We start from the raw sequence: 18,345 nt of genomic DNA on the forward strand, positions 1-18,345 counted from the left end.
GACGGGGGGTGATATGCTTGCGGCATGACCGGACGCCATCACGCCTCGTTCGACCGCCATCCCGACCAGGTCCGCCCCGCCGCGCACTGGGTGGAAGAGACGTCTGCCGAACTGGGACTGCGCGACGGCGACCGGAAGCGCCTGGCGCTCGCTCTGGAGGAACTGTTCGCCAACACGCTGGAGCACGGCAGATCGCGCGATGGCGACGTCATAGAAGTCCGCCTCGACCGCGAGGACGACAGTGTACGGATGGACTACCGCGACCCGGGTGCGGCCTTCAATCCGCTGGCGATCGATGTCTCCGGGCCGCCGGACCTGGAAAACTGGCCCGTCGGCGGCATGGGCCTGCGTCTGATCCAGCGGCTGGCCACCCGCACCGCCTACAGCTTCGAGAACGGGGTCAACGTGATCAGCCTGTGGCTGCGTTCCACCTGACCGGAGCGGAATATCCCCTCAGCGGCACCGCGCCGTCGCGCCCAGCGCAGCCTCAGGATCGCTGGCAGGGCATTTGACTGCGATCCGGCCGAATGAAAGCGCCGGGCGCAAGCGGGGGAGCGGCGATGAAATCTCATGCGCGGGCCGTGGTCATCGGCGGAGGCGTCGTCGGCGTTTCCACCCTCTACCATCTGGCGAAGAAGGGCTGGTCGGACGTGGTGCTGCTGGAGCGCAACGAACTGACCTCCGGCTCCACCTGGCATGCCGCCGGGCTGCTGCCGCTGTTCAACATGTCCTATTCGGTTGGCCAGATTCACAAGTACTCGGTCAGGCTCTACGGCGAACTGGAGGCCGAGACCGGTCAGGACGTCGGCCTGCGGCGCGTCGGCAATGTCCGGCTGGCCCAGACCCGCGAGCGCTGGGACGAGTACATGCAGTACGCCGGCGTGGCCGAGACCATCGGCGTTCACGTCGAGATGATGACGCCGGAAGACGTGAAGCAGATCTGGCCGCTGTGCCATACCGATGACCTGGTCGGCGCCATCCGCCACCCCGATGACGGCTATGTCCAGCCCGCCGACCTGACCCAGGCGCTGGCAACCGGCGCGCGCCGGCTGGGCGCCACGATCCACCGCCAGACCCGGGTGACCGTGATCGAACGCACGGCATCGGGCGAGTGGAAGGTGACGACCGACAAGGGCGAGATCACCTGCGAGCACCTGATCACCGCGACCGGCAATTTCGTGCAGCAGACCGCGCGCATGCTGGGCCTGAGAATCCCGGTGGTCCCGGTCGAGCACCAGTACATCGTCACCGACGCCCACCCCGACATCCTGAAGCGCCGCGAGCAGGGCCTGCCGGAAATGGGCGTGCTGCGCGATTCGGACGCTTCCTGGTACATGCGCGAGGAGCGCGGCGGCCTGTTGCTGGGTCCCTACGAGGTCGGCGCCCCGGCCTGCTATGTGAACGGTCCCGCCGACGACGCCGAATTCGAACTGTTCCAGGAGGACCTGGACCGTCTGGTGCCGCATATCGAAAGCGCCATTCACCGCGTGCCGGCCTTCGGCGAGGTTGGCGTCAAGCAGGTCTACAACGGCGCCATCTGCTACACGCCCGACGGCAGCCCGATCATCGGTCCTGCCTGGGACTTGCCCAATCTCTGGTTCAACGAGGGCCACAGCTTCGGCATCACCGCCGCCGGCGGGGCGGGCTGGCAGCTCGCCGAGTGGATCGTCGAGGGCGAGCCGACGATCGACATGCTGGGCGTCGATCCCCGGCGTTTCGGCGACTACGCCACCCGTTCCTATCTGGTGAAGAAGAACGAGGAGGCCTACGCCAACGTCTTCACCATCCATTACCCGGACGAGGAGCGCGAAGCGGGACGGCCGCTGAGGACCGCGCCCTGCTACGACCGGCTGAAGAACCTGGGCGCCGTCTTCGGCCAGAAGTTCGGCTGGGAGCGCGCCAACTGGTTCGCGCCCGAAGGCGTGGCGCCGAAGGACGACTGGTCGTTCCGCCGCTCCGCCTGGTTCGAGCACGCCCGGAACGAGGCCCTGAACGTCGCGGACAATGTCGGCCTGCTCGACATGTCGGCCTTCGCCAAGTGCCGCGTTTCCGGCCCCGGCGCGCTGGACTTCCTGCGCTGGATGCTGGCCAACCGCATCCCCTCGAAAGGCCGCATCGGCCTCTGCCACAGCCTGACCGCGCGCGGCGGCGTGCATTCGGAGTTCACCGTCATCCGGGAGGCGAAGGACAGCTTCTACCTGGTCTCGGCCGGGGCCTATCAGCGCCTCGACCATGACTGGCTGCGCAAGCACATGCCGACCGACGGCTCGGTCCAGTTCCAGGACCTGACCAACGCCATGGGCGTGCTGGTTGTCGCCGGCCCGAAGGCGCGCGACCTCATGCAACGGGTCTCCGACGCCGATTTCTCCAACGAGGCCTTTCCCTGGCTGACGGCGCAGTGGATCGACGTCGGTCTGGCGCCGGCCTTCGCCGCGCGCGTCAACTTCGTCGGCGAACTGGGCTGGGAACTGCACCACCCGATCGAGTACCAGAACCACATCTTCGATGCGCTCTGGACCGCCGGACAGGACCTCGGGCTGAAACCCTTCGGCATCCGCGCCATGGACATGCTCCGCATCGAGAAATCCTACCGCATGGTGGGCACGGAGATGTCGATCGAATATGCCGCCTACGAGAGCGGGCTGGAGCGCTTCGTGCATCCGAACAAGGGCGACTTCCTGGGCCGCGACGCCCTGGTGGAGTGGCAGCAGCGGGGCTTCGCCAACGCCTTCGTCACGCTGGAGGTGCACGACATCGAGGACGCCGACGCGCTGGGCAACAATCCGATCTACCGGGACGGCAAGCTTGCCGGCCGCGCGACCTCCGGCAATTTCGGGCCGCGCACGGGCAAGTCGCTGGCGCTCGCCATGATCTCGCCCGACCTGGCGGTGGAGGGCGCAGAGCTGGAGATGAAGATCCTCGACCGCATGCACCGCGTCACGGTGGTGGGCGAGAGTCCCTTCGACCCGGAGAACGAACGCCTCAGGGCGTGAGGCTCAGGCCGCGGGCGCGCCGCGACCGGTCTTCAGGTCCACCTCGAAGCGGACCTTTCGCCCTTCGCCGTCCCGGGCCGTGCCGATGACGCCCCGCGTGCCCACGCCACTGTAGTCGCCGCGCAGTTCCCCGGCACCGCAGCGCACGGAAAACCGGCCCGTCGAGTTCGACGTCGGCGTGATGGTGACCGGGCAGGCGCCGCCGCCGGCAAGACCCTCGACCCTGAGTTCGCCCTCGTGGCCCACCAGCCGTGCGCCGTCCGCAGCCGGCGCCCAGTCAGTCTCGACCGGCCAGACACCGTGATAGGGGACGGTCTGCCCTGTCGCCGGATGGCGGATGTAGATCGGTCCCTGCCAGACGATGCGGCGATCGATCGAGTACAGGCCGCAGTCGTACTGCCCGTCCTTTGTGCAATGGTTCACCGCCCTCTGCGGCGCATTGGATTCGCCCAGACACTTCGACAGCTCCTTCGCCGGGCAATAAGTCGCCCCATAGCTGCGCAGCCGACGATCGACCGCGATATGCAGGTTCTCTCGAACTGCATCACGGCCGTAGCGATACTTCTGAATGGCTCCCTCTGCCTTCGCTGAAAGCACCAGAGGCCCGGTCCCGTAGTAATCGCTGCCGGACTTGCACCCGGCCGCGCCGAATCCCGCGACGGCAATGAAAATCATGAACAATCGAAAGAACACGGCACGCCCTCCTGCCCGCTTCAACCCCTGTTCCTTCATAGCCTCCGACCTGACGCGCGGCAATTGCGCAGGCGTCGAATTCTGCAACCGTCGCGATGAGGGCGAAATTTTTTCGGGAACCTTTTCGGGCCTGGCGGCGTCTCACTCCCGGATGGCGGCGAAACGCCATTCCAACAAGAAAGTCAGTGTGGAGTATTCGACATGATTCCGACGATGAAGAAGCTGGCGGCCGCCGGCATGGCCGCGGTGGCCCTGACCAGCTTCGCGGCGCTGAGCGTCGCCCAGGCCGAAACGAAGAACGACGCGGCGAACGCGAAAGCCCCGGCGCAGAGCCAGAACCAGGCGGCCGCGGACGGTGACAGGGCCGCGAATTCCGAATGCGTCGCCAGCATCCACGACATGCAGGCGAACTACCGCGAGAGCAATGTCCGCTACGATCCGGAACTGCGTGCCGATGTCCGCACCCTGCGCGAGGCGGCCTACACCCTGGCCTACAACGGCGACGAGGATGGCTGCCGCTGGATGCTGCAGAAGATCGAGGAAGTCCGCACCAACGCGCAGGAGAACGGCGCGGCTGACACCGCCGAACTGCAGGAACGCCGCATGGAGCGCCTGGACGAGGCCGAGAGCCTGACCGGAATGAAGGGCGCGGTGCGTGCCGAAATGCTGCTGGGCGCCGATGTGGTCAACATGCAGGACGAGGATCTCGGCGCCGTCGAGGACGTCATCCTGAACAGCAAGGGCAATCCTTCCTACGTTCTGATCAGCCATGGCGGCCTGTTCGGTATCGGCGACAACCTCACCCCGGTCTCGATCGGGCAGCTGAAGAAGATCCAGGGCGAGGACACGCTGGTGCTGGACATCGCCGAGGAACGCTTCGAGGAAGCGCCCGAATATGACGAGGAGGCGGCGCGGACCACGGGTCTCGACGCCTGGTCGCAGGATGTCGAGAACTGGTGGGACAAGAACACCGGCTGAACGGCGACCGGGAATCAGGCGAAGGCTGCGGGGTTGCGACCCCGCGGCTGTCCGCTGCGGGATCGCCCTCGGCGATGCCGGAACGAAGAGGAGTAGCGTGATGAATTCGGAACAGCTCAAGGGCAACTGGAACAAGCTCAAGGGCGAGGCGCGCCGGCAGTTCGGCGAACTCACCGACGACGATATCGAGAAGATCGCAGGCGACCGCGACAAGATGGTCGGGGTCGTCCAGGAGCGGTACGGGATCGAGAAGGAAGAGGCCGAGCGCCGGGTCGACAACTGGCGGGCCTGAAGCCTCCGGGCTATTCGGCCAGGCGGGCGCGGGCGCGCGACAGGCGGGACTTGATGGTCCCCGGCGCCACCCGCTCCCGCCGCGCCAGCTCGGCATGGCTCACGCCGCAGAGGCCGGCGAGATAGATCGCCCGTCGCTCCCGGCTGGGCAATGTCCGCACACGCAGCCATAGCCGGCCGATCGCCGAATAGGCCGGCTGCGGCGGTGCGACGGCGATCAGATCGCGGCAGTCGTCCACATTCTCGTGGACCCCGCGCCGGCCGTCCCGGCGCACCCGGGAACGATGCAGATTGGCCATGATGGCGGCGACCCAGGACCGCACGCTGCCGTCGCCGCGGAAGCGGCCACGCTTGCGCAGCGCCTGCTCCACCCCGTCCTGCACCAGATCCTCGGCCCGGTCGCCTGACGAAGCCAGACGCCGGCCGACGCGATACAGGTAGGGAAGGGCCGCGACCAGCTCGGCCTGGAAGTCGTCATGGATGTCCTGCGCCACGCCATGCTCCTGCTACGCTACGGGCGCGCGGCCCGAAGCGGAAGCGGCGCGCGCCTGAGGTTGTTGTTCCGGCGTCTCCGCGCCGGTTTCGCCGCACTCTGGCGATATCATCTCAGGTGAGCGGCCGCGGCCGGCCCTTCAATGTCCTGCGACATCGCTGCTTTTGCCCGCGGGACGGCTCGCGCCTTCCCCCGTCCGGTCCTTCGTCCTAATGTGCGTGCGGATTCACGCGGTCTGGGGAGGACGCGGCATGGGCGTCTACACGCACGAACACCACGAGATCATCCGCTCGGCAAAGAAGCTGATCGAGGACGAGATCAACCCCCATGTCGACGACTGGGAGGCGGCCGGCGCATTTCCGGCGCACGAGGTCTTCCCGAAGTTCGGCAGGCTGGGCTTCCTGGGCATCCACAAGCCCGAGGCCTATGGCGGCCTCGGCCTCGACTATTCCTACAATCTCGCCTTCGCCGAGGCGCTGGGCCATATCGACTGCGGCGGCGTGCCCATGGCCATCGGCGTGCAGACTGACATGGCGACGCCCGCCCTGGCGAAGCACGGCTCCGACGAACTGCGCGCCGAATTCCTCGCCCCGGCGATCTCCGGCGAGATGGTGAGCTGCATCGGCGTCTCCGAGCCCGGCGCCGGCTCCGACGTCGCCTCGCTCAAGAGCTACGCCCGCAAGGACGGCGGCGACTACGTCATCTCCGGCCAGAAGATGTGGATCACCAATTCCTGGCAGGCCGACTACATGACCATGCTGGTCAACACCGACCCGGACGGCCAGGTCCACCGCAACAAGTCGCTGATCGTGGTGCCGATGGATTCGAAGGGCATCGAGAAGGCGAAGAAGCTCGACAAGATGGGCATGCGCTCCTCCGACACCGGCCTGATCTTCTTCGACGAGGTGCGCGTGCCGCAGCGCCACCGCATCGGCGAGGAAGGCATGGGCTTCACCTACCAGATGGAGCAGTTCCAGGAGGAGCGGATGTGGGCCGTGGCCTCCGGGCTGGCGGGGCTGGAGAAGTCGATCCAGGAGACCATCGAGTACACCAGCCAGCGCCAGATCTTCGGCAAGCCTCTGATCAACAACCAGGTCATCCACTTCCGCCTGGCCGAGATGCAGACCGAGGTCGAGATGCTGCGTTCGCTGATGTACCGCTGCATCGAGGAATACACCGCCGGCAACGACGTCACCAAACTCGCCTCCATGGCCAAGCTGAAGGTCGGGCGGCTGAAGCGGGAGGTCTATGACGGCTGCCTGCAGTATTTCGGCGGCATGGGCTTCATGAACGAGACGCCGATCAGCCGCCGCTACCGCGACGGCCGCCTCGCCTCCATCGGCGGCGGGGCCGACGAGGTGATGCTGTCGATCATCTGCAAGTACATGGGCACCCTGCCCGGCCGGAACCAGAAGACCGGCGACTGACCGGGACGGGGGAAGCATGACCATCCAGACCCTGCTGATCGCCAACCGCGGCGAGATCGCCTGCCGCGTCATCCGCACCGCGCGCCGTCTGGGCATCCGCACCGTCGCCGTGCATTCGGAAGCGGACGCCGGCGCGCCGCACGTCCACATGGCGGACACGGCAATCGGGATCGGCCCCGCTGCGGTCGCCGAAAGCTATCTTTCGATCGAGCGCATCATGGACGCCGCGAGGAAGACGGGCGCCGACGCCATCCATCCCGGCTACGGCTTCCTGTCGGAGAACGCGAAGTTCGCCCGGGCCTGCGAAGACGCCGGACTCACCTTCGTCGGCCCGCCGATCGCGGCTATCGACCTGATGGGCGACAAGGCGCGGTCCAAGCTGCGCATGATCGAGGCGGGCGTGCCGACGGTGCCCGGCTATCAGGACGAGGACCAGTCCGACGCGAAGCTGCTGGGCGAGGCGGATCGCATCGGCTTTCCGCTGATGGTCAAGGCCAGCGCCGGCGGCGGCGGGCGCGGCATGCGCCTGGTCGACGACCCCGCAAAGCTGGAGCGGGCGCTGAAGGCCGCGCGGTCGGAAGCGAAGAACGCCTTCGGCGACGACCGGCTGATCCTGGAAAAGGCCGTGGTCGAGCCGCGCCATGTGGAGATCCAGGTCTTCGCCGACCGGGCCGGCAATGTCGTCCATCTGGGCGAGCGCGACTGTTCGGTCCAGCGCCGCCACCAGAAGGTGGTCGAGGAGGCCCCCTCCCCGGCCGTCACGCCGGAAATCCGCCGCGCCATGGGAGAGGCCGCGGTGCAGGCGGCGCAGTCCATCGGCTATCTGGGCGCGGGAACGGTCGAGTTCCTGCTGGACCGCAACGGCGACTTCTACTTCCTGGAGATGAACACCCGCCTGCAGGTGGAGCATCCGGTGACCGAGATGGTAACCGGCTACGACCTGGTGGAATGGCAGATCCGCGTCGCCGAGGGCGAGGACCTGCCCGCCCGGCAGGCGGACATCCGACTGAACGGTCACGCCATCGAGGTCCGGCTCTACGCCGAAAGTCCGGCGAAGAACTTCCTGCCGCGCACCGGCCGGGCGCATCTGTGGCGCATACCGGAAGGCGCCGGGATCCGCGTCGATGCAGGCCTTTCGGAAGGCCAGGAGATCACGCCCTTCTACGATCCGATGATCGCCAAGGTCATCGCTCAAGGGCCCACCCGCGACGCGGCCCGGCTGCGGCTGGCGAATGCGCTGCGCGACACGAAGCTGCTGGGCGTCGAGACCAACCGGCGTTTCCTGATCGAGACGCTGGAGGACGAGGTCTTCGCCGCCGGCGAGGCGACCACGGCTTTCATCGAGCAGCGTTTTCCGAAATCCCGGCTGAAGCCGGCGGAGATCGGGGCTGAAGACATCGCCTTGGCCGCAGTGCTGCTGTTCCGGCGCACGCGGACGGACGCCCCGGCGGCGTTTCACGGCTGGCGCAGCTCCGGCCAGACGCCGCGCAGCCCGATGGTGATCCGCATCGGCGAGGACGAGCACGAGGTCACCGTGATCTGGCACGGCGGCGACGATTACGAAGTCACGACGGGCGGCGGCGCCGTGACCGTTGCCGGGACCTGCGTGGGCAACGCGGAGATCGCCTGGCGCACGGAAGCGGGCACGAAACGCGCCGCCTTCTGCTTCGACGGAGAGAGGCTGTTGCTGCAGACGGAGATGGCGGATATCGCGGCGGAGGAGACGACCTATCTCGACCGCGCCGCCGAGGCGGCGGGCGGCGACGGCGCCGTGGTCGCGCCCATGAACGGCCGCGTCCTGCGCCTCGCGGTGAAGGCCGGCGACAAGGTGGCCCGCGGCCAGATCGTCGCCGTGCTGGAAGCCATGAAGATGGAGCACGAGATCACCGCGCCGATCGCCGGCGAGGTCGCGGAGACCGCCGCGGCGGAAGGTCAGCAGGTCGCCACCAACGCGCTGCTGGTCCGCATCGAGGCGGGAAACTGAGGCGGGCCGTGATGAGAGCGGCGCCGCCATTCCGGGACGCGGCCGTCGAGGCTGTCTTCGCCTCATACACCGAGCCGGCGCGGGCAGGACTGCTGGCATTGCGCCGGCTGATCTTCGAGACCGCAGCGGCGACGCCGGGCGTGGGCGCGGTGAAAGAGACTCTGAAATGGGGCCAGCCGGCCTATCTGACGCCGGAGACGAAGTCGGGCTCCACGCTCCGGCTCGCCCCGGACAAACAGGGCGGGTTCGCGATCTACGCCCACTGCCAGACCACGATCATCCCGGATTTCCGCGACCTCTTTCCCGACGGCTTCGATTACGAGGGCAACCGCGCCATCCACTTCCGCGACGCGGATTCGCTGCCGCTGGAGCGGCTGCGCCTGCTGGTTTCCAGCGCCCTGACCTGGCACCTGAGCAAACGGAAACAGGCCACCCGTCTTCAGCGGTGACGGCGGTCGTAGTCCGCGACGCGGGCCAGAAGTTCGGCGCGGACAGGCTCCGGCACCGGCTCCAGCATCTCGCCGGGCCGGTCGTGACGCGGCATCGAGGCCATCAGCGCGCGGGTAAAGGGCTGCGCGTCCTTCGAAAGCATCTGCGAGACCGGCCCCTGCTCGACCACCATCCCCTCGTGCATCACGGTCACCCGGTCGCACATCCGCGCGACCACACTCAGATCATGCGTGACGAACAACAGCGTCGACCGGCGGCTTTCGGTCATGTCGGCGATCAGGCGGAGAATCTGCATCTGCGCCGTGACGTCGAGGGCCGCCGTCGGCTCGTCGGCGATGACGAGCTTGGGGCTGCAGGCAAAGGCGATGGCGATCAGCACGCGCTGCCGCGCGACTGCTGAAAGCTCATAGGGATAGCGTTCCACTGCGTGTTCGGGCTCGCGGACGCCGACCTCCTCCAGCAGTTGCAGCGCCGCGCGCCGCGATTCCGAACGGCCGAACTTCAGGTTCTCGCGGAAGACGTCGGCGACCTGGCGGCCGATCCGCCGCGAGGGCGTCAGCGCCATCAGCGGGTCGCGCGGGATGGTGGCGATCTGGCGACCCAGAAGCCGCCGCCTGGGCGAGGTGTGCATGTCCAGAAGATCGCTGTCGTCGAAGCGGATCTGGCCCCCGACGATGCGCATGTCGTCCGGCAGCACGCCCAGGATGGCGCGGGTGACCGTCGTCCGGCCCGCGCCGCTCTCGCCGACCAGTCCATGGACCTCGCGCGCCGCCGCCGTCATGGAAACGCCGCGGAGCACGTTGCTGCCATCCTTGTGGCGGATGCGGAGGTCGCGGATGTCGAGAAGCGCACTCATCACAGGCGCAGGCGCGCGTTCATGATGTCCCCTCCGCATCGATGACCGCGGCTGTCGCCTTCCGGTCCGGCGCTCCCGAACGGAACCCGAAGCCGGCCGCGGCTACTTCTTCTCGACCGCTTCGATCTCGTTGCCCGCCTTCTTCCAGGCGCCGAAGCCGCCGCCGATATGGCAGACATTGGTCAGACCCAGCTTCATCGCCGTGTCGGTCGCCAGCGCCGAACGGGCCCCGGCGGCGCAGTAGAAGACGAACCTGTTGCCCGTCTGGAAGACGTCCTTGGTGTAGGGGCTGTCCTCGGCGATCCAGAACTCCAGCATGCCGCGCGGCGCGTGATAGGCGCCGGGGATCTTGCCGTCACGCCAGAGTTCGCGGACATCGCGGATATCGACGATGGTGACGCCATCCTTGCCCACCAGTTCCTTCGCGTCGTCGACGCTGATGGTTTCCACCCGGGCCATCGCGTCGTCGACCATCTGATTCACACCTGACGGCATTTCCGTGTTCTCCCCTGAATGTTGCGCTCAGACGGTACCATAAAGCCGGTCGCCCGCATCCCCCAGCCCGGGAACGATGTAGCCGACCTCGTTGAGACGGTTGTCGATGGCGGCGGTGACCACGGGAACGTCCGGATGGCGTTCAGCCATGTGGGCCAGACCCTCCGGCGCGGCAAGCACGCAGACGAAGCGAAGCTCGCGCACGCCGGCCGCGCGCAGCTGGTCGATGGCGTCCGCGGCGGAGCCGCCCGTCGCCAGCATCGGATCCACCAGCAGCACCCGCGCCCGTCCGATGCCGCGCGGCAGGTTGAGGTAGTAGCGTTCGGGCTTCAGCGTCGTCTCGTTGCGGCGCAGGCCGATATGCCCGACCGGCACGTCCGGCAGCAGGTCGGAGACGCCGTCGGCCAGCCCGTTGCCCGCCCTGAGGATGGAGACCACGGCCAGCGTACCCTGCGCGATCTCCGAAGCATCCATCTCAGCTACCGGCGTTTCGATCCTGACCGCTGCGACCGGCAGATCGCGCAGCGCCTCGTAGGCCAGCAGCGCACCGAGTTCCCGCAGCGTGCGGCGGAACTGGGACGGCGGCGTCGCCGCGCGGCGCAGCAGCGTCAGCTTGTGCTGCGCCACAGGGTGCTCGACGACCGTCACGCCCGCCGCCGTCATGGCCGTTTCAAACCGTCCGGGTCACTTCGGCAGGCTGCCCTCGAGACCTTCGACATAGAAGTTCATGCCAAGCAGGTCCGCGTCGCTCGCCGTCTCGCCTTCCGCCAGCCAGACGCTGCCGTCCTGACGCCGGATCGGGCCCGTGAAGGGGTGGCGCTCGCCGGCGGCGATCTCGGCGCGGGCCTTGTCCGCCAGCGCCTTGACGTCGCCGGGCATGGCGTCGTTGTAGGGCGCGAAGGCGACCATGCCGCTGGCGATGCCGCCCCAGGTGTCCTTCGCTTCCCACGCGCCGTTCAGCGCGGCTTCCACCCGCTCGATGTAATAGGGCGACCAGTCGTCGATGATCGCCGTGAGCTGCGCGTTCGGGCCGAAGCGGGTCATGTCGGAGGCCTGGCCGAAGGCGTAGATGCCGTTCTGCTCGGCGATCTTCATGGCAGCGGGGCTGTCGGTGTGCTGCATCAGGATGTCGGCGCCCTGGTCGATCAGCGCCTTGGCCGCGTCGGCCTCCTTGCCCGGATCAAACCAAGTGTTGACCCAGACGACCTTGAACTGGATGTCGGGATTGACCGACTTCGCCGCCAGGTAGGCGGCGTTGATGCCGCGCACGACTTCGGGGATCGGGAAGGAAGCGATGTAGCCGACGATGTTGTTCTCGGTCATCTCGCCGGCGATCAGGCCGATGACGTGCCGGCCCTCGTAGAAGCGCGCCGAATAGGTGGCCAGGTTCTCGGCCTGCTTGAAGCCGGTGGCGTGCTCGAACATCGTGTCGGGGAAGCGCTTCGCCACCTTCACGGTCGGATTCATGAAACCGAAGGAGGTGGTGAAGATCAGGTCGTTGCCGCCCTGGGCGAGCTGGCGGATGACGCGCTCGGCATCGGGACCGTCGGCAACGCCTTCGACATAGGTCGTCTCCACCTTGTCGCCCAGCGCTTCCTCGATCGCCTTGCGGCCCTGATCATGCTCGTAGGACCAGCCCAGGTCGCCGACCGGACAGCAGTAGACGAATCCGATCTTCAGCTTCTCCGCCGCCGTCGCCCCGAAGGCGAATGACGCGGCCATGGCCGCCGCCAGCAGCGGCGCCCCGATGCGCTTGAACATGTCGCTTTGTCCTCCTGAACAGGGATGCAGGCTCCTTCTCCCTAACCGTCTGAGCGACCCGGTCAAGAAGAAGCGTAGAAGGTCCGGCCCAGGCTGCCCGGCGCCCGCAGCACCGCCGCCCCCCGCCCGCCGGAGATCAGCACCAGCACGACGATGGTGGCGAGATAGGGCAGCATCGAAAGATACTGGCTGGCGATGTCGACGCCGGCGCCCTGGACGTGAAGCTGGACGATGGTCACGCCGCCGAAGAGATAGGCGCCGAGCAGCGCACGACCGGGCCGCCAGCTGGCGAAGACGACAATCGCCAGCGCGATCCAGCCCCGGCCGGCGGTCATGTCCTCCGACCAGAGCGGCGTCCGCGCCACCGAGAGATAGGCGCCGCCGAGCCCCGCCATGGCGCCGCCGAAGGCGACCGCGGCCAGCCGCACGCGCACCACGGGAAAGCCGATGGCATGGGCGGCGTGATGGTTCTCGCCCACGGCGCGCAGGATCATCCCGGCGCGTGTGGCGTAGAGGAACCAGGCGACCAGCGCGGTCAGCAGGATCGAGAGATAGAACATCGGTTCGTGGTGGAACAGCAGCGGCCCGAGAACCGGCAGCTCGCTCAGCACCGGCAGCCGGATCGCCTCCAGCGGCGGCACGGACAGGCCCGAATAGCCCTGACCCATCAGCGCCGACAGGCCGAGGCCGAAGATGGTCAGCGCCAGTCCGGTGGCGACCTGGTTGGCGAGCAGGATCTGGGTCATCAGCCCGAACAGCAGCCCCATCAGCATGCCGGCGAAGGCCGCGACGGCGATGCCGGCAAAGTGGGAGCCACTCTCGGCGGTGACGATGAACCCGGTGACCGCGCCCACGACCATCATGCCCTCGACGCCCAGATTGAGAACGCCGGCCCGTTCGGCCACCAGTTCGCCCAGCGCCGCGAACAGCAGCGGTGTCGCCGCCAGCATCATGCCGACCAGGATGTCGACGGCGAGCTCCATCAGGGCGTCTCCACCACGTTGGCGCGGCGCGGCAGCCTGAGGCGGAAGCGGAAACCGGCCAGCAGGTCCATGCCCAGCAGGAAGAACAGCAGCATGCCCTGGAAGACGCGGGTGACGGCGGCGGGAAGCTGCATCTGGATCTGCGCCGCCTCGCCGCCGATATAGGTCACCGCGATGACGAAGCCGGCCAGCACGATGCCGATCGGGTTCAGGCGTCCGAGGAAGGCCACGATGATCGCCGTGAAACCATAGCCCGCGGGCAGGGCCGGCACGAGCTGTTCGACCGGGCCTGCGGCCTCGAACACGCCGGCAAGGCCCGCCAGCCCGCCGGAGACCATCAGGCAGAACCAGATGATCCGCTTTTCACGGAAGCCCGCGAAGCGGGCCGCGCGCGGCGACTGGCCCATCAGTCGGATCTGGAAGCCGACCACATGCCGGCCGAGCAGGATCCAGCCCGTGGCGGCGGCGGCGAGCGCCACGAGGAAGCCGACATTGGCCCGGCCCTGCTCGAAAAGCGGGGGCATCAGGGCGCTGTCGTGGAAGATGCGGCTTTCCGGAAAGTTGAAGCCATCGGGATCGCGCAGCGGGCCGGTGACCATGGCGCTCAGCAGCAGGATGGCGACATAGGTCAGCATCAGGCTGACCAGTATCTCGTTGGTGCCGAAGCGGGTGCGCAGGAAGGCCGGCACGGCGGCCCAGGCCATACCGCCGGCGATTGCCGCGAGACTCATGAGCGGCAGCAGCCAGACGCCGGAGATGTCGTAGAACGCGAGCGCCACAGCGCCGCCGGTCAGCGCGCCGATGACGAACTGGCCCTCCGCGCCGATGTTCCAGACCCCGGCCCGGAAGCCGAGCGACAGTCCGACGCCGATCAGGATCAGCGGCGTCGCCTTCACGATCAGTTCCGAGAGGCTGTAGGCGTCCGAGAAAGGCGAAAGGAAGATGATCCCCACCGCCCGTACCGGGTCGACGCCCAGAATCGCGAACAGCACCATGCCGGCGGCGACTGTCAGCAGAACAGCCAGCACCGGCGTCATCCAAACCACTGCCCGGGAAGGCTGCGGACGTCGTTCCAGCCGGATCACGCAGCCTCCTCCAGACGTCCGCCCATCATCAGCCCGATGGTCTCGATATCCAGTTCACCGGTCGGCCGCGGACGGCTCAGCCGGCCTTCCGACAACACGGCGAACCGGTCGCTGATCGCCAGCAGTTCGTCCAGGTCCTGACTGATCACCAGCACTGCTGCGCCGGCGGCCGCCAGGCGGTCGAGCGCGGCGTGGATCTCGGCGGCCGAACCGGCGTCGACGCCCCAGGTCGGTTGGGCGGCGATCAGCACGCCCGGCTCCTGCAGCACCTCGCGGCCGACGACGAACTTCTGCAGGTTGCCGCCCGAGAGGCTGCCGGCCGGTGCAGAGGCGCCCGTGGCGGCAACGCGGAAGACCTCGATCACGCGTTTCGCGTAGCCGGCAGCCGAGAGGAAACTCAGGAAGCCCCGCCGCACCAGGCCCTGGCCGCCGCGGGCCGAAATGATCGCGTTCTCCGCCAGCGACATCTCGGCCACGGCGCCGTGGCCGATGCGCTCCTCAGGCACGAAGGCCATGCCGCGGGCGCGGCGGCCGACCGGCCCACGTGTGCCGACGGGCTTGCCATCCAGAACGATGGTCTCCCGCCTGGCGCTCGGCCGCTCCCCGATCAGCGCCTCCATCAACTCGGTCTGACCGTTGCCGGCGACGCCCCCGATGCCCAGGATCTCGCCGGCGCGCAGTTCGAAGGAGATACCGCGCAACGCCGTGCCGAACTCCGAGACTGCCGGCAGGGAGAGGTCGTCCACCTTCAGGCGCACGTCGCCCGGCGTCTGCTTGGCGCGGCGGGGCGGCGGCAGTTCCGCCCCGATCATCATGGCCGCGAGGCTCCGCGCGGTCTCCTTTCGCGGGTCGCATCGCGCGACCACCTCGCCGCGGCGCAGCACAGTCGCCGCATCGCAGATGGCCCGGATCTCGTCCAGCTTGTGAGAGATGTAGAGCACCGAACAGCCCCGGTCTCTGAGACGCCGGAGAATGTCGAACAGCTTCTCCGCCTCCTGGGGCGTCAGCACCGACGTCGGCTCGTCCATGATCAGCAGGCTGGGCGACTGCAGCAGGCAGCGGACGATCTCGACGCGCTGCTTCTCGCCGACCGAAAGGTCGTCGACGCGCCGCGTCGGATCCACCTTCAGGCCATATTCGGCAGACACGGCGCGGATACGGTGTTCGAGGTCGTCGCCGATCGCATCCGCCGGCAGGCCGAGGGCGATGTTTTCCTCCACCGTCATCGCGTCGAACAGGGAGAAGTGCTGGAAGACCATGCCGATGCCGGCCGCGCGCGCGTCGGCAGGCTTCTGCGGACGATGCCTGCGGCCGTTGACGAACATCTGCCCCGCGTCCGGGCGCAGCACGCCGTAGATGATCTTCACGAGCGTCGACTTGCCGGCGCCATTCTCGCCCAGCAGGGCATGGATGCTGCCCCGCCCCACGGCGAGGCTGACGTCGCGGTTCGCCACCACGCCCGGGAAGGACCTGGCCACGCCGTTCAGTTCCAGCAGGGGGACGTCTTCCATCGATCTTCCCGTTACCGCGTGGGGACGGTTATTCCACCCGAGTCGCGGATCGCGCAAGCCATGCCGTACCGGGGCTTGTCCTCGGGTGCCGCTTGGGCCACCATGACACCCAGCAGCGGTTCCGCCGAATCCGAAGCGTTCGGCGGATGCAAAAGGGAACACGGTGCGGCGTACCCATCAGGGACCAAGACCGTGGCTGCCCCCGCAACTGTAAGCGTCGAGGACGCCCCGATACGCCACTGGGCCAACTGCCCGGGAAGGCGGGGAAGGTCCGCCGAGGCGCGAGCCAGGAAACCTGCCGCCGCGAGAGAGCACGCCAACGGACCGCCGGAGGGGCGGTCGAGGAGGAACGACATGACCACTATCCGCAATGCCGCCGCCGGCGCCACAGACCGCCGCGCTGCCGTGATTCCCGCCGCCGTCGCGGCGATACTCATCGGCGCTTTCCTTGTTTTCGGCGCCGGCCTGGCCCAGTCCAGCACGCTGCACAACGCGGCGCATGACGGTCGGCACAGCTTCGCCTTTCCCTGCCACTGAGGCGATGTTCTACCGTATTTTTGCGAGCGCCCTGGTCGCCGGGGTGCTCGCGGGGCTGTTCGTGTCCGTGCTGCAGCAGTTCACGACCGTGCCCATCATCGTGCAGGCGGAGAGCTATGAGAGCGCTCCGGCTGCAGGGGACTCTCACGCCCACGGTCCCGGCGAGGAAGAAGCGCACGACCACGGCGGCGGTTGGGCGCCGGCCGATGGCGGGGAGCGGATATTCTACACTGCCCTGTCCTCCGTCCTCATCGCCGCGGGCTGGGGCCTGTTGCTGGTCGCACTCATCGCACTGAGCGGACGCCGGATCGACGGCAAGACCGGCGTGCTCTGGGGCGCGGCGGGTTTCGTCGCGACGGCGCTGGCGCCCGGCGCAGGGCTGCCACCCGAACTGCCGGGCACCATGGCCGCCGAAGTCACGGCGCGTCAGGTCTGGTGGGTCGCCACTTTGGTCGCGACAGGCGCCGCCCTCTGGCTGCTGGTCCTGGCCAGGGCGACAATCTGGAAAGGGGCCGGCGTTCTCCTGCTGATCGTCCCTCACGCGGTGGGCGCTCCCCAGCCGGACCATTTCGGCGGCGCCGTTCCACCGGAGCTGGCCGCCCATTTCGTCGCCACATCACTCGCCGTCTCAGCCGCCTTCTGGGTCCTGCTGGGGTGGCTGGCCGGCGCGATGTGGGACAAACTGGAACCCAGTGGAGACTGAAACCATGAGTACCGCATCGGGCAAGATCCCGGCGACCGTCGTCACCGGCTTTCTCGGCGCCGGCAAGACGACGCTGATCCGACACCTGCTGCAGAATGCCGGTGGCAAACGCATCGCCCTGATCATCAACGAATTCGGCGACCTGGGCGTCGACGGCGAAGTGCTGAAGGGCTGCGGCGAGGAAACCTGCAGTGAGGACGACATCGTGGAACTGGCGAACGGCTGCATCTGCTGCACGGTCGCCGACGATTTCATCCCCACCATGACCGCCCTGCTGGAGCGCGAGGTCCGGCCCGACCACATCGTCATCGAGACCTCCGGGCTCGCCCTGCCCCAGCCCCTGGTGAAGGCGTTCAACTGGCCCGACATCCGCACGCGCGTGACGGTCGACGGCGTGGTCACCGTGGTCGACGGCGCGGCAGTGGCCGAGGGCCGCTTCGCGCACGACGAGGCGGCGCTGGACCGCCAGCGGCTGTCCGACGAGATGCTGGACCACGAAACGCCGCTTTCGGAGCTGTTCGAGGATCAGCTCGGCTGCGCCGACATCGTTGTGATCAACAAGACCGACCTGCTGGGCGAAGGCGGCCTCGAGAAGGTCATGGCGGAGCTCCGGCACGACATCCGCCCCGGCGTGCAGGTGATCCGCTCCAGCCACGGCGCAGTGGCGCCTGCGGCGCTGCTCGGTCTGGGTATCGGCGCGGAGGACGACATCGCCAACCGTCCCACCCATCACGAACGGGAAGGCGCCGAGGACCACGACCATGACGAGTTCGACAGCTTCGCCGTCGAACTGCCGGAGATCGACGATCCGAAGGCCTTCGCGAATCAGGTCGCTCAGGTCATCCGCGCGCACGACATCCTCAGGCTGAAGGGCTTCGCATCCGTCGCCGGCAAGCCGATGCGGCTGGTCGTGCAGGCCGTGGGGCCGCGCATCGACAGCTATTTCGACCGGCCCTGGCGCGCGGGCGAACCCCGGGGGACGAGGCTGGTCGTGATCGGCGAGACCGGCTTCGACCGCGCCGCGATCGAGGCCGACCTGCGCCGCGTCTACGACCGCGCCGCGTAGGGACGGCCTGCCGGTCGCCATGGTTTGAAGTCCTTGGGC

19 protein-coding genes and 1 other annotated feature are annotated in these 18,345 nt (G+C 68.0%); of the genes, 10 read left to right on the top strand and 9 right to left on the bottom strand.

Going from position 1 to position 18,345, the window contains the following annotated elements; all coding sequences use genetic code 11:
* The first annotated feature begins 24 nt into the window (after positions 1-24).
* A complete protein-coding gene (locus TEF_16755; protein ANK82254.1) occupies positions 25-435 on the top strand; it encodes a hypothetical protein in 411 nt (136 codons plus the stop codon).
* A 125-nt stretch (positions 436-560) separates the two neighbouring features.
* A complete protein-coding gene (locus TEF_16760) occupies positions 561-2,993 on the top strand; it encodes a dimethylglycine dehydrogenase (protein ANK82255.1) in 2,433 nt (810 codons plus the stop codon).
* Between the two features lie 3 nt (positions 2,994-2,996).
* On the opposite strand, the gene TEF_16765 is transcribed toward TEF_16760, so the two are convergent.
* Positions 2,997-3,668: a hypothetical protein gene (locus TEF_16765; protein ID ANK82256.1), complete on the bottom strand. Its 672-nt coding sequence runs from the start codon at positions 3,666-3,668 to the stop codon at positions 2,997-2,999.
* A gap of 219 nt (positions 3,669-3,887) precedes the next feature.
* On the opposite strand from TEF_16765, the gene TEF_16770 reads away from it, so the two are divergent.
* Positions 3,888-4,664 carry a hypothetical protein gene (locus TEF_16770; GenBank protein ANK82257.1) on the top strand — a complete coding sequence of 259 codons (777 nt, stop codon included), beginning with the start codon at positions 3,888-3,890 and terminating at the stop codon, positions 4,662-4,664.
* A gap of 100 nt (positions 4,665-4,764) precedes the next feature.
* Entirely contained in the window at positions 4,765-4,956 is a 192-nt protein-coding gene (locus TEF_16775) for a general stress protein CsbD (protein ID ANK82258.1), read from the top strand.
* Between the two features lie 10 nt (positions 4,957-4,966).
* Here the strand turns inward: TEF_16775 and TEF_16780 are convergent, their stop codons facing one another.
* Complete coding sequence (locus TEF_16780) at positions 4,967-5,449, bottom strand: hypothetical protein (protein ANK82259.1); 483 nt, start codon at positions 5,447-5,449, stop codon at positions 4,967-4,969.
* Positions 5,450-5,699: 250 nt separating this feature from the next.
* On the opposite strand from TEF_16780, the gene TEF_16785 reads away from it, so the two are divergent.
* The 3 genes from TEF_16785 to TEF_16795 are packed head-to-tail and all read left to right on the top strand — an operon-like array spanning position 5,700 to position 9,308.
* Entirely contained in the window at positions 5,700-6,875 is a 1,176-nt protein-coding gene (locus tag TEF_16785) for an acyl-CoA dehydrogenase (protein ID ANK82260.1), read from the top strand.
* Positions 6,876-6,891: 16 nt separating this feature from the next.
* Positions 6,892-8,859, top strand: a complete 1,968-nt coding sequence (locus TEF_16790; protein ID ANK82261.1) for a 3-methylcrotonyl-CoA carboxylase — start codon at positions 6,892-6,894, stop codon at positions 8,857-8,859.
* 11 nt (positions 8,860-8,870) lie between these two features.
* Positions 8,871-9,308 (top strand): hypothetical protein, encoded by a 438-nt coding sequence (locus TEF_16795; protein ANK82262.1) that lies wholly within the window; start codon positions 8,871-8,873, stop codon positions 9,306-9,308.
* Here the strand turns inward: TEF_16795 and TEF_16800 are convergent.
* The 7 genes from TEF_16800 to TEF_16830 form a co-directional block, all read right to left on the bottom strand.
* Positions 9,299-10,165 carry a hypothetical protein gene (locus tag TEF_16800; protein ANK82263.1) on the bottom strand — a complete coding sequence of 289 codons (867 nt, stop codon included), beginning with the start codon at positions 10,163-10,165 and terminating at the stop codon, positions 9,299-9,301. The two genes, TEF_16795 and TEF_16800, sit on opposite strands and share 10 nt — an antisense overlap.
* A gap of 102 nt (positions 10,166-10,267) precedes the next feature.
* Positions 10,268-10,660, bottom strand: coding sequence for a rhodanese (locus tag TEF_16805; protein ANK82264.1), 393 nt, complete (start codon positions 10,658-10,660; stop codon positions 10,268-10,270).
* A gap of 27 nt (positions 10,661-10,687) precedes the next feature.
* Positions 10,688-11,323, bottom strand: coding sequence for a uracil phosphoribosyltransferase (locus tag TEF_16810; protein ID ANK82265.1), 636 nt, complete (start codon positions 11,321-11,323; stop codon positions 10,688-10,690).
* Between the two features lie 21 nt (positions 11,324-11,344).
* A complete protein-coding gene (locus TEF_16815) occupies positions 11,345-12,421 on the bottom strand; it encodes a BMP family ABC transporter substrate-binding protein (protein ANK82266.1) in 1,077 nt (358 codons plus the stop codon).
* Positions 12,422-12,483: 62 nt separating this feature from the next.
* Positions 12,484-13,404, bottom strand: coding sequence for an ABC transporter permease (locus tag TEF_16820; GenBank protein ANK82267.1), 921 nt, complete (start codon positions 13,402-13,404; stop codon positions 12,484-12,486).
* Entirely contained in the window at positions 13,404-14,489 is a 1,086-nt protein-coding gene (locus TEF_16825) for a sugar ABC transporter permease (protein ID ANK82268.1), read from the bottom strand. The genes TEF_16820 and TEF_16825 overlap by 1 nt, the downstream gene beginning before the upstream one ends.
* The gene (locus TEF_16830; GenBank protein ID ANK82269.1) at positions 14,486-16,000 is read right to left on the bottom strand and encodes an ABC transporter; all 1,515 of its coding nucleotides are present in this window, start codon (positions 15,998-16,000) and stop codon (positions 14,486-14,488) included. Before TEF_16830 ends, TEF_16825 begins: the two co-directional genes overlap by 4 nt.
* A gap of 99 nt (positions 16,001-16,099) precedes the next feature.
* Positions 16,100-16,318 (top strand) — a binding site (cobalamin riboswitch).
* A gap of 36 nt (positions 16,319-16,354) precedes the next feature.
* On the opposite strand from TEF_16830, the gene TEF_16835 reads away from it, so the two are divergent.
* From TEF_16835 to TEF_16845, 3 genes are read left to right on the top strand one after another with little or no spacing between them, the layout of a single operon-like run.
* On the top strand, positions 16,355-16,537 hold the full coding sequence (locus TEF_16835) for a cobalt transporter subunit (GenBank protein ID ANK82270.1): 183 nt from the start codon (positions 16,355-16,357) through the stop codon (positions 16,535-16,537).
* A gap of 4 nt (positions 16,538-16,541) precedes the next feature.
* A complete protein-coding gene (locus TEF_16840) occupies positions 16,542-17,240 on the top strand; it encodes a hypothetical protein (protein ID ANK82271.1) in 699 nt (232 codons plus the stop codon).
* 4 nt (positions 17,241-17,244) lie between these two features.
* A complete protein-coding gene (locus TEF_16845) occupies positions 17,245-18,306 on the top strand; it encodes a cobalamin biosynthesis protein CobW (protein ID ANK82272.1) in 1,062 nt (353 codons plus the stop codon).
* The last annotated feature ends 39 nt before the right edge of the window (positions 18,307-18,345 follow it).

The sequence above is a fragment of the Rhizobiales bacterium NRL2 genome (genome assembly GCA_001664005.1).
Classification (GTDB): domain Bacteria; phylum Pseudomonadota; class Alphaproteobacteria; order Minwuiales; family Minwuiaceae; genus Minwuia.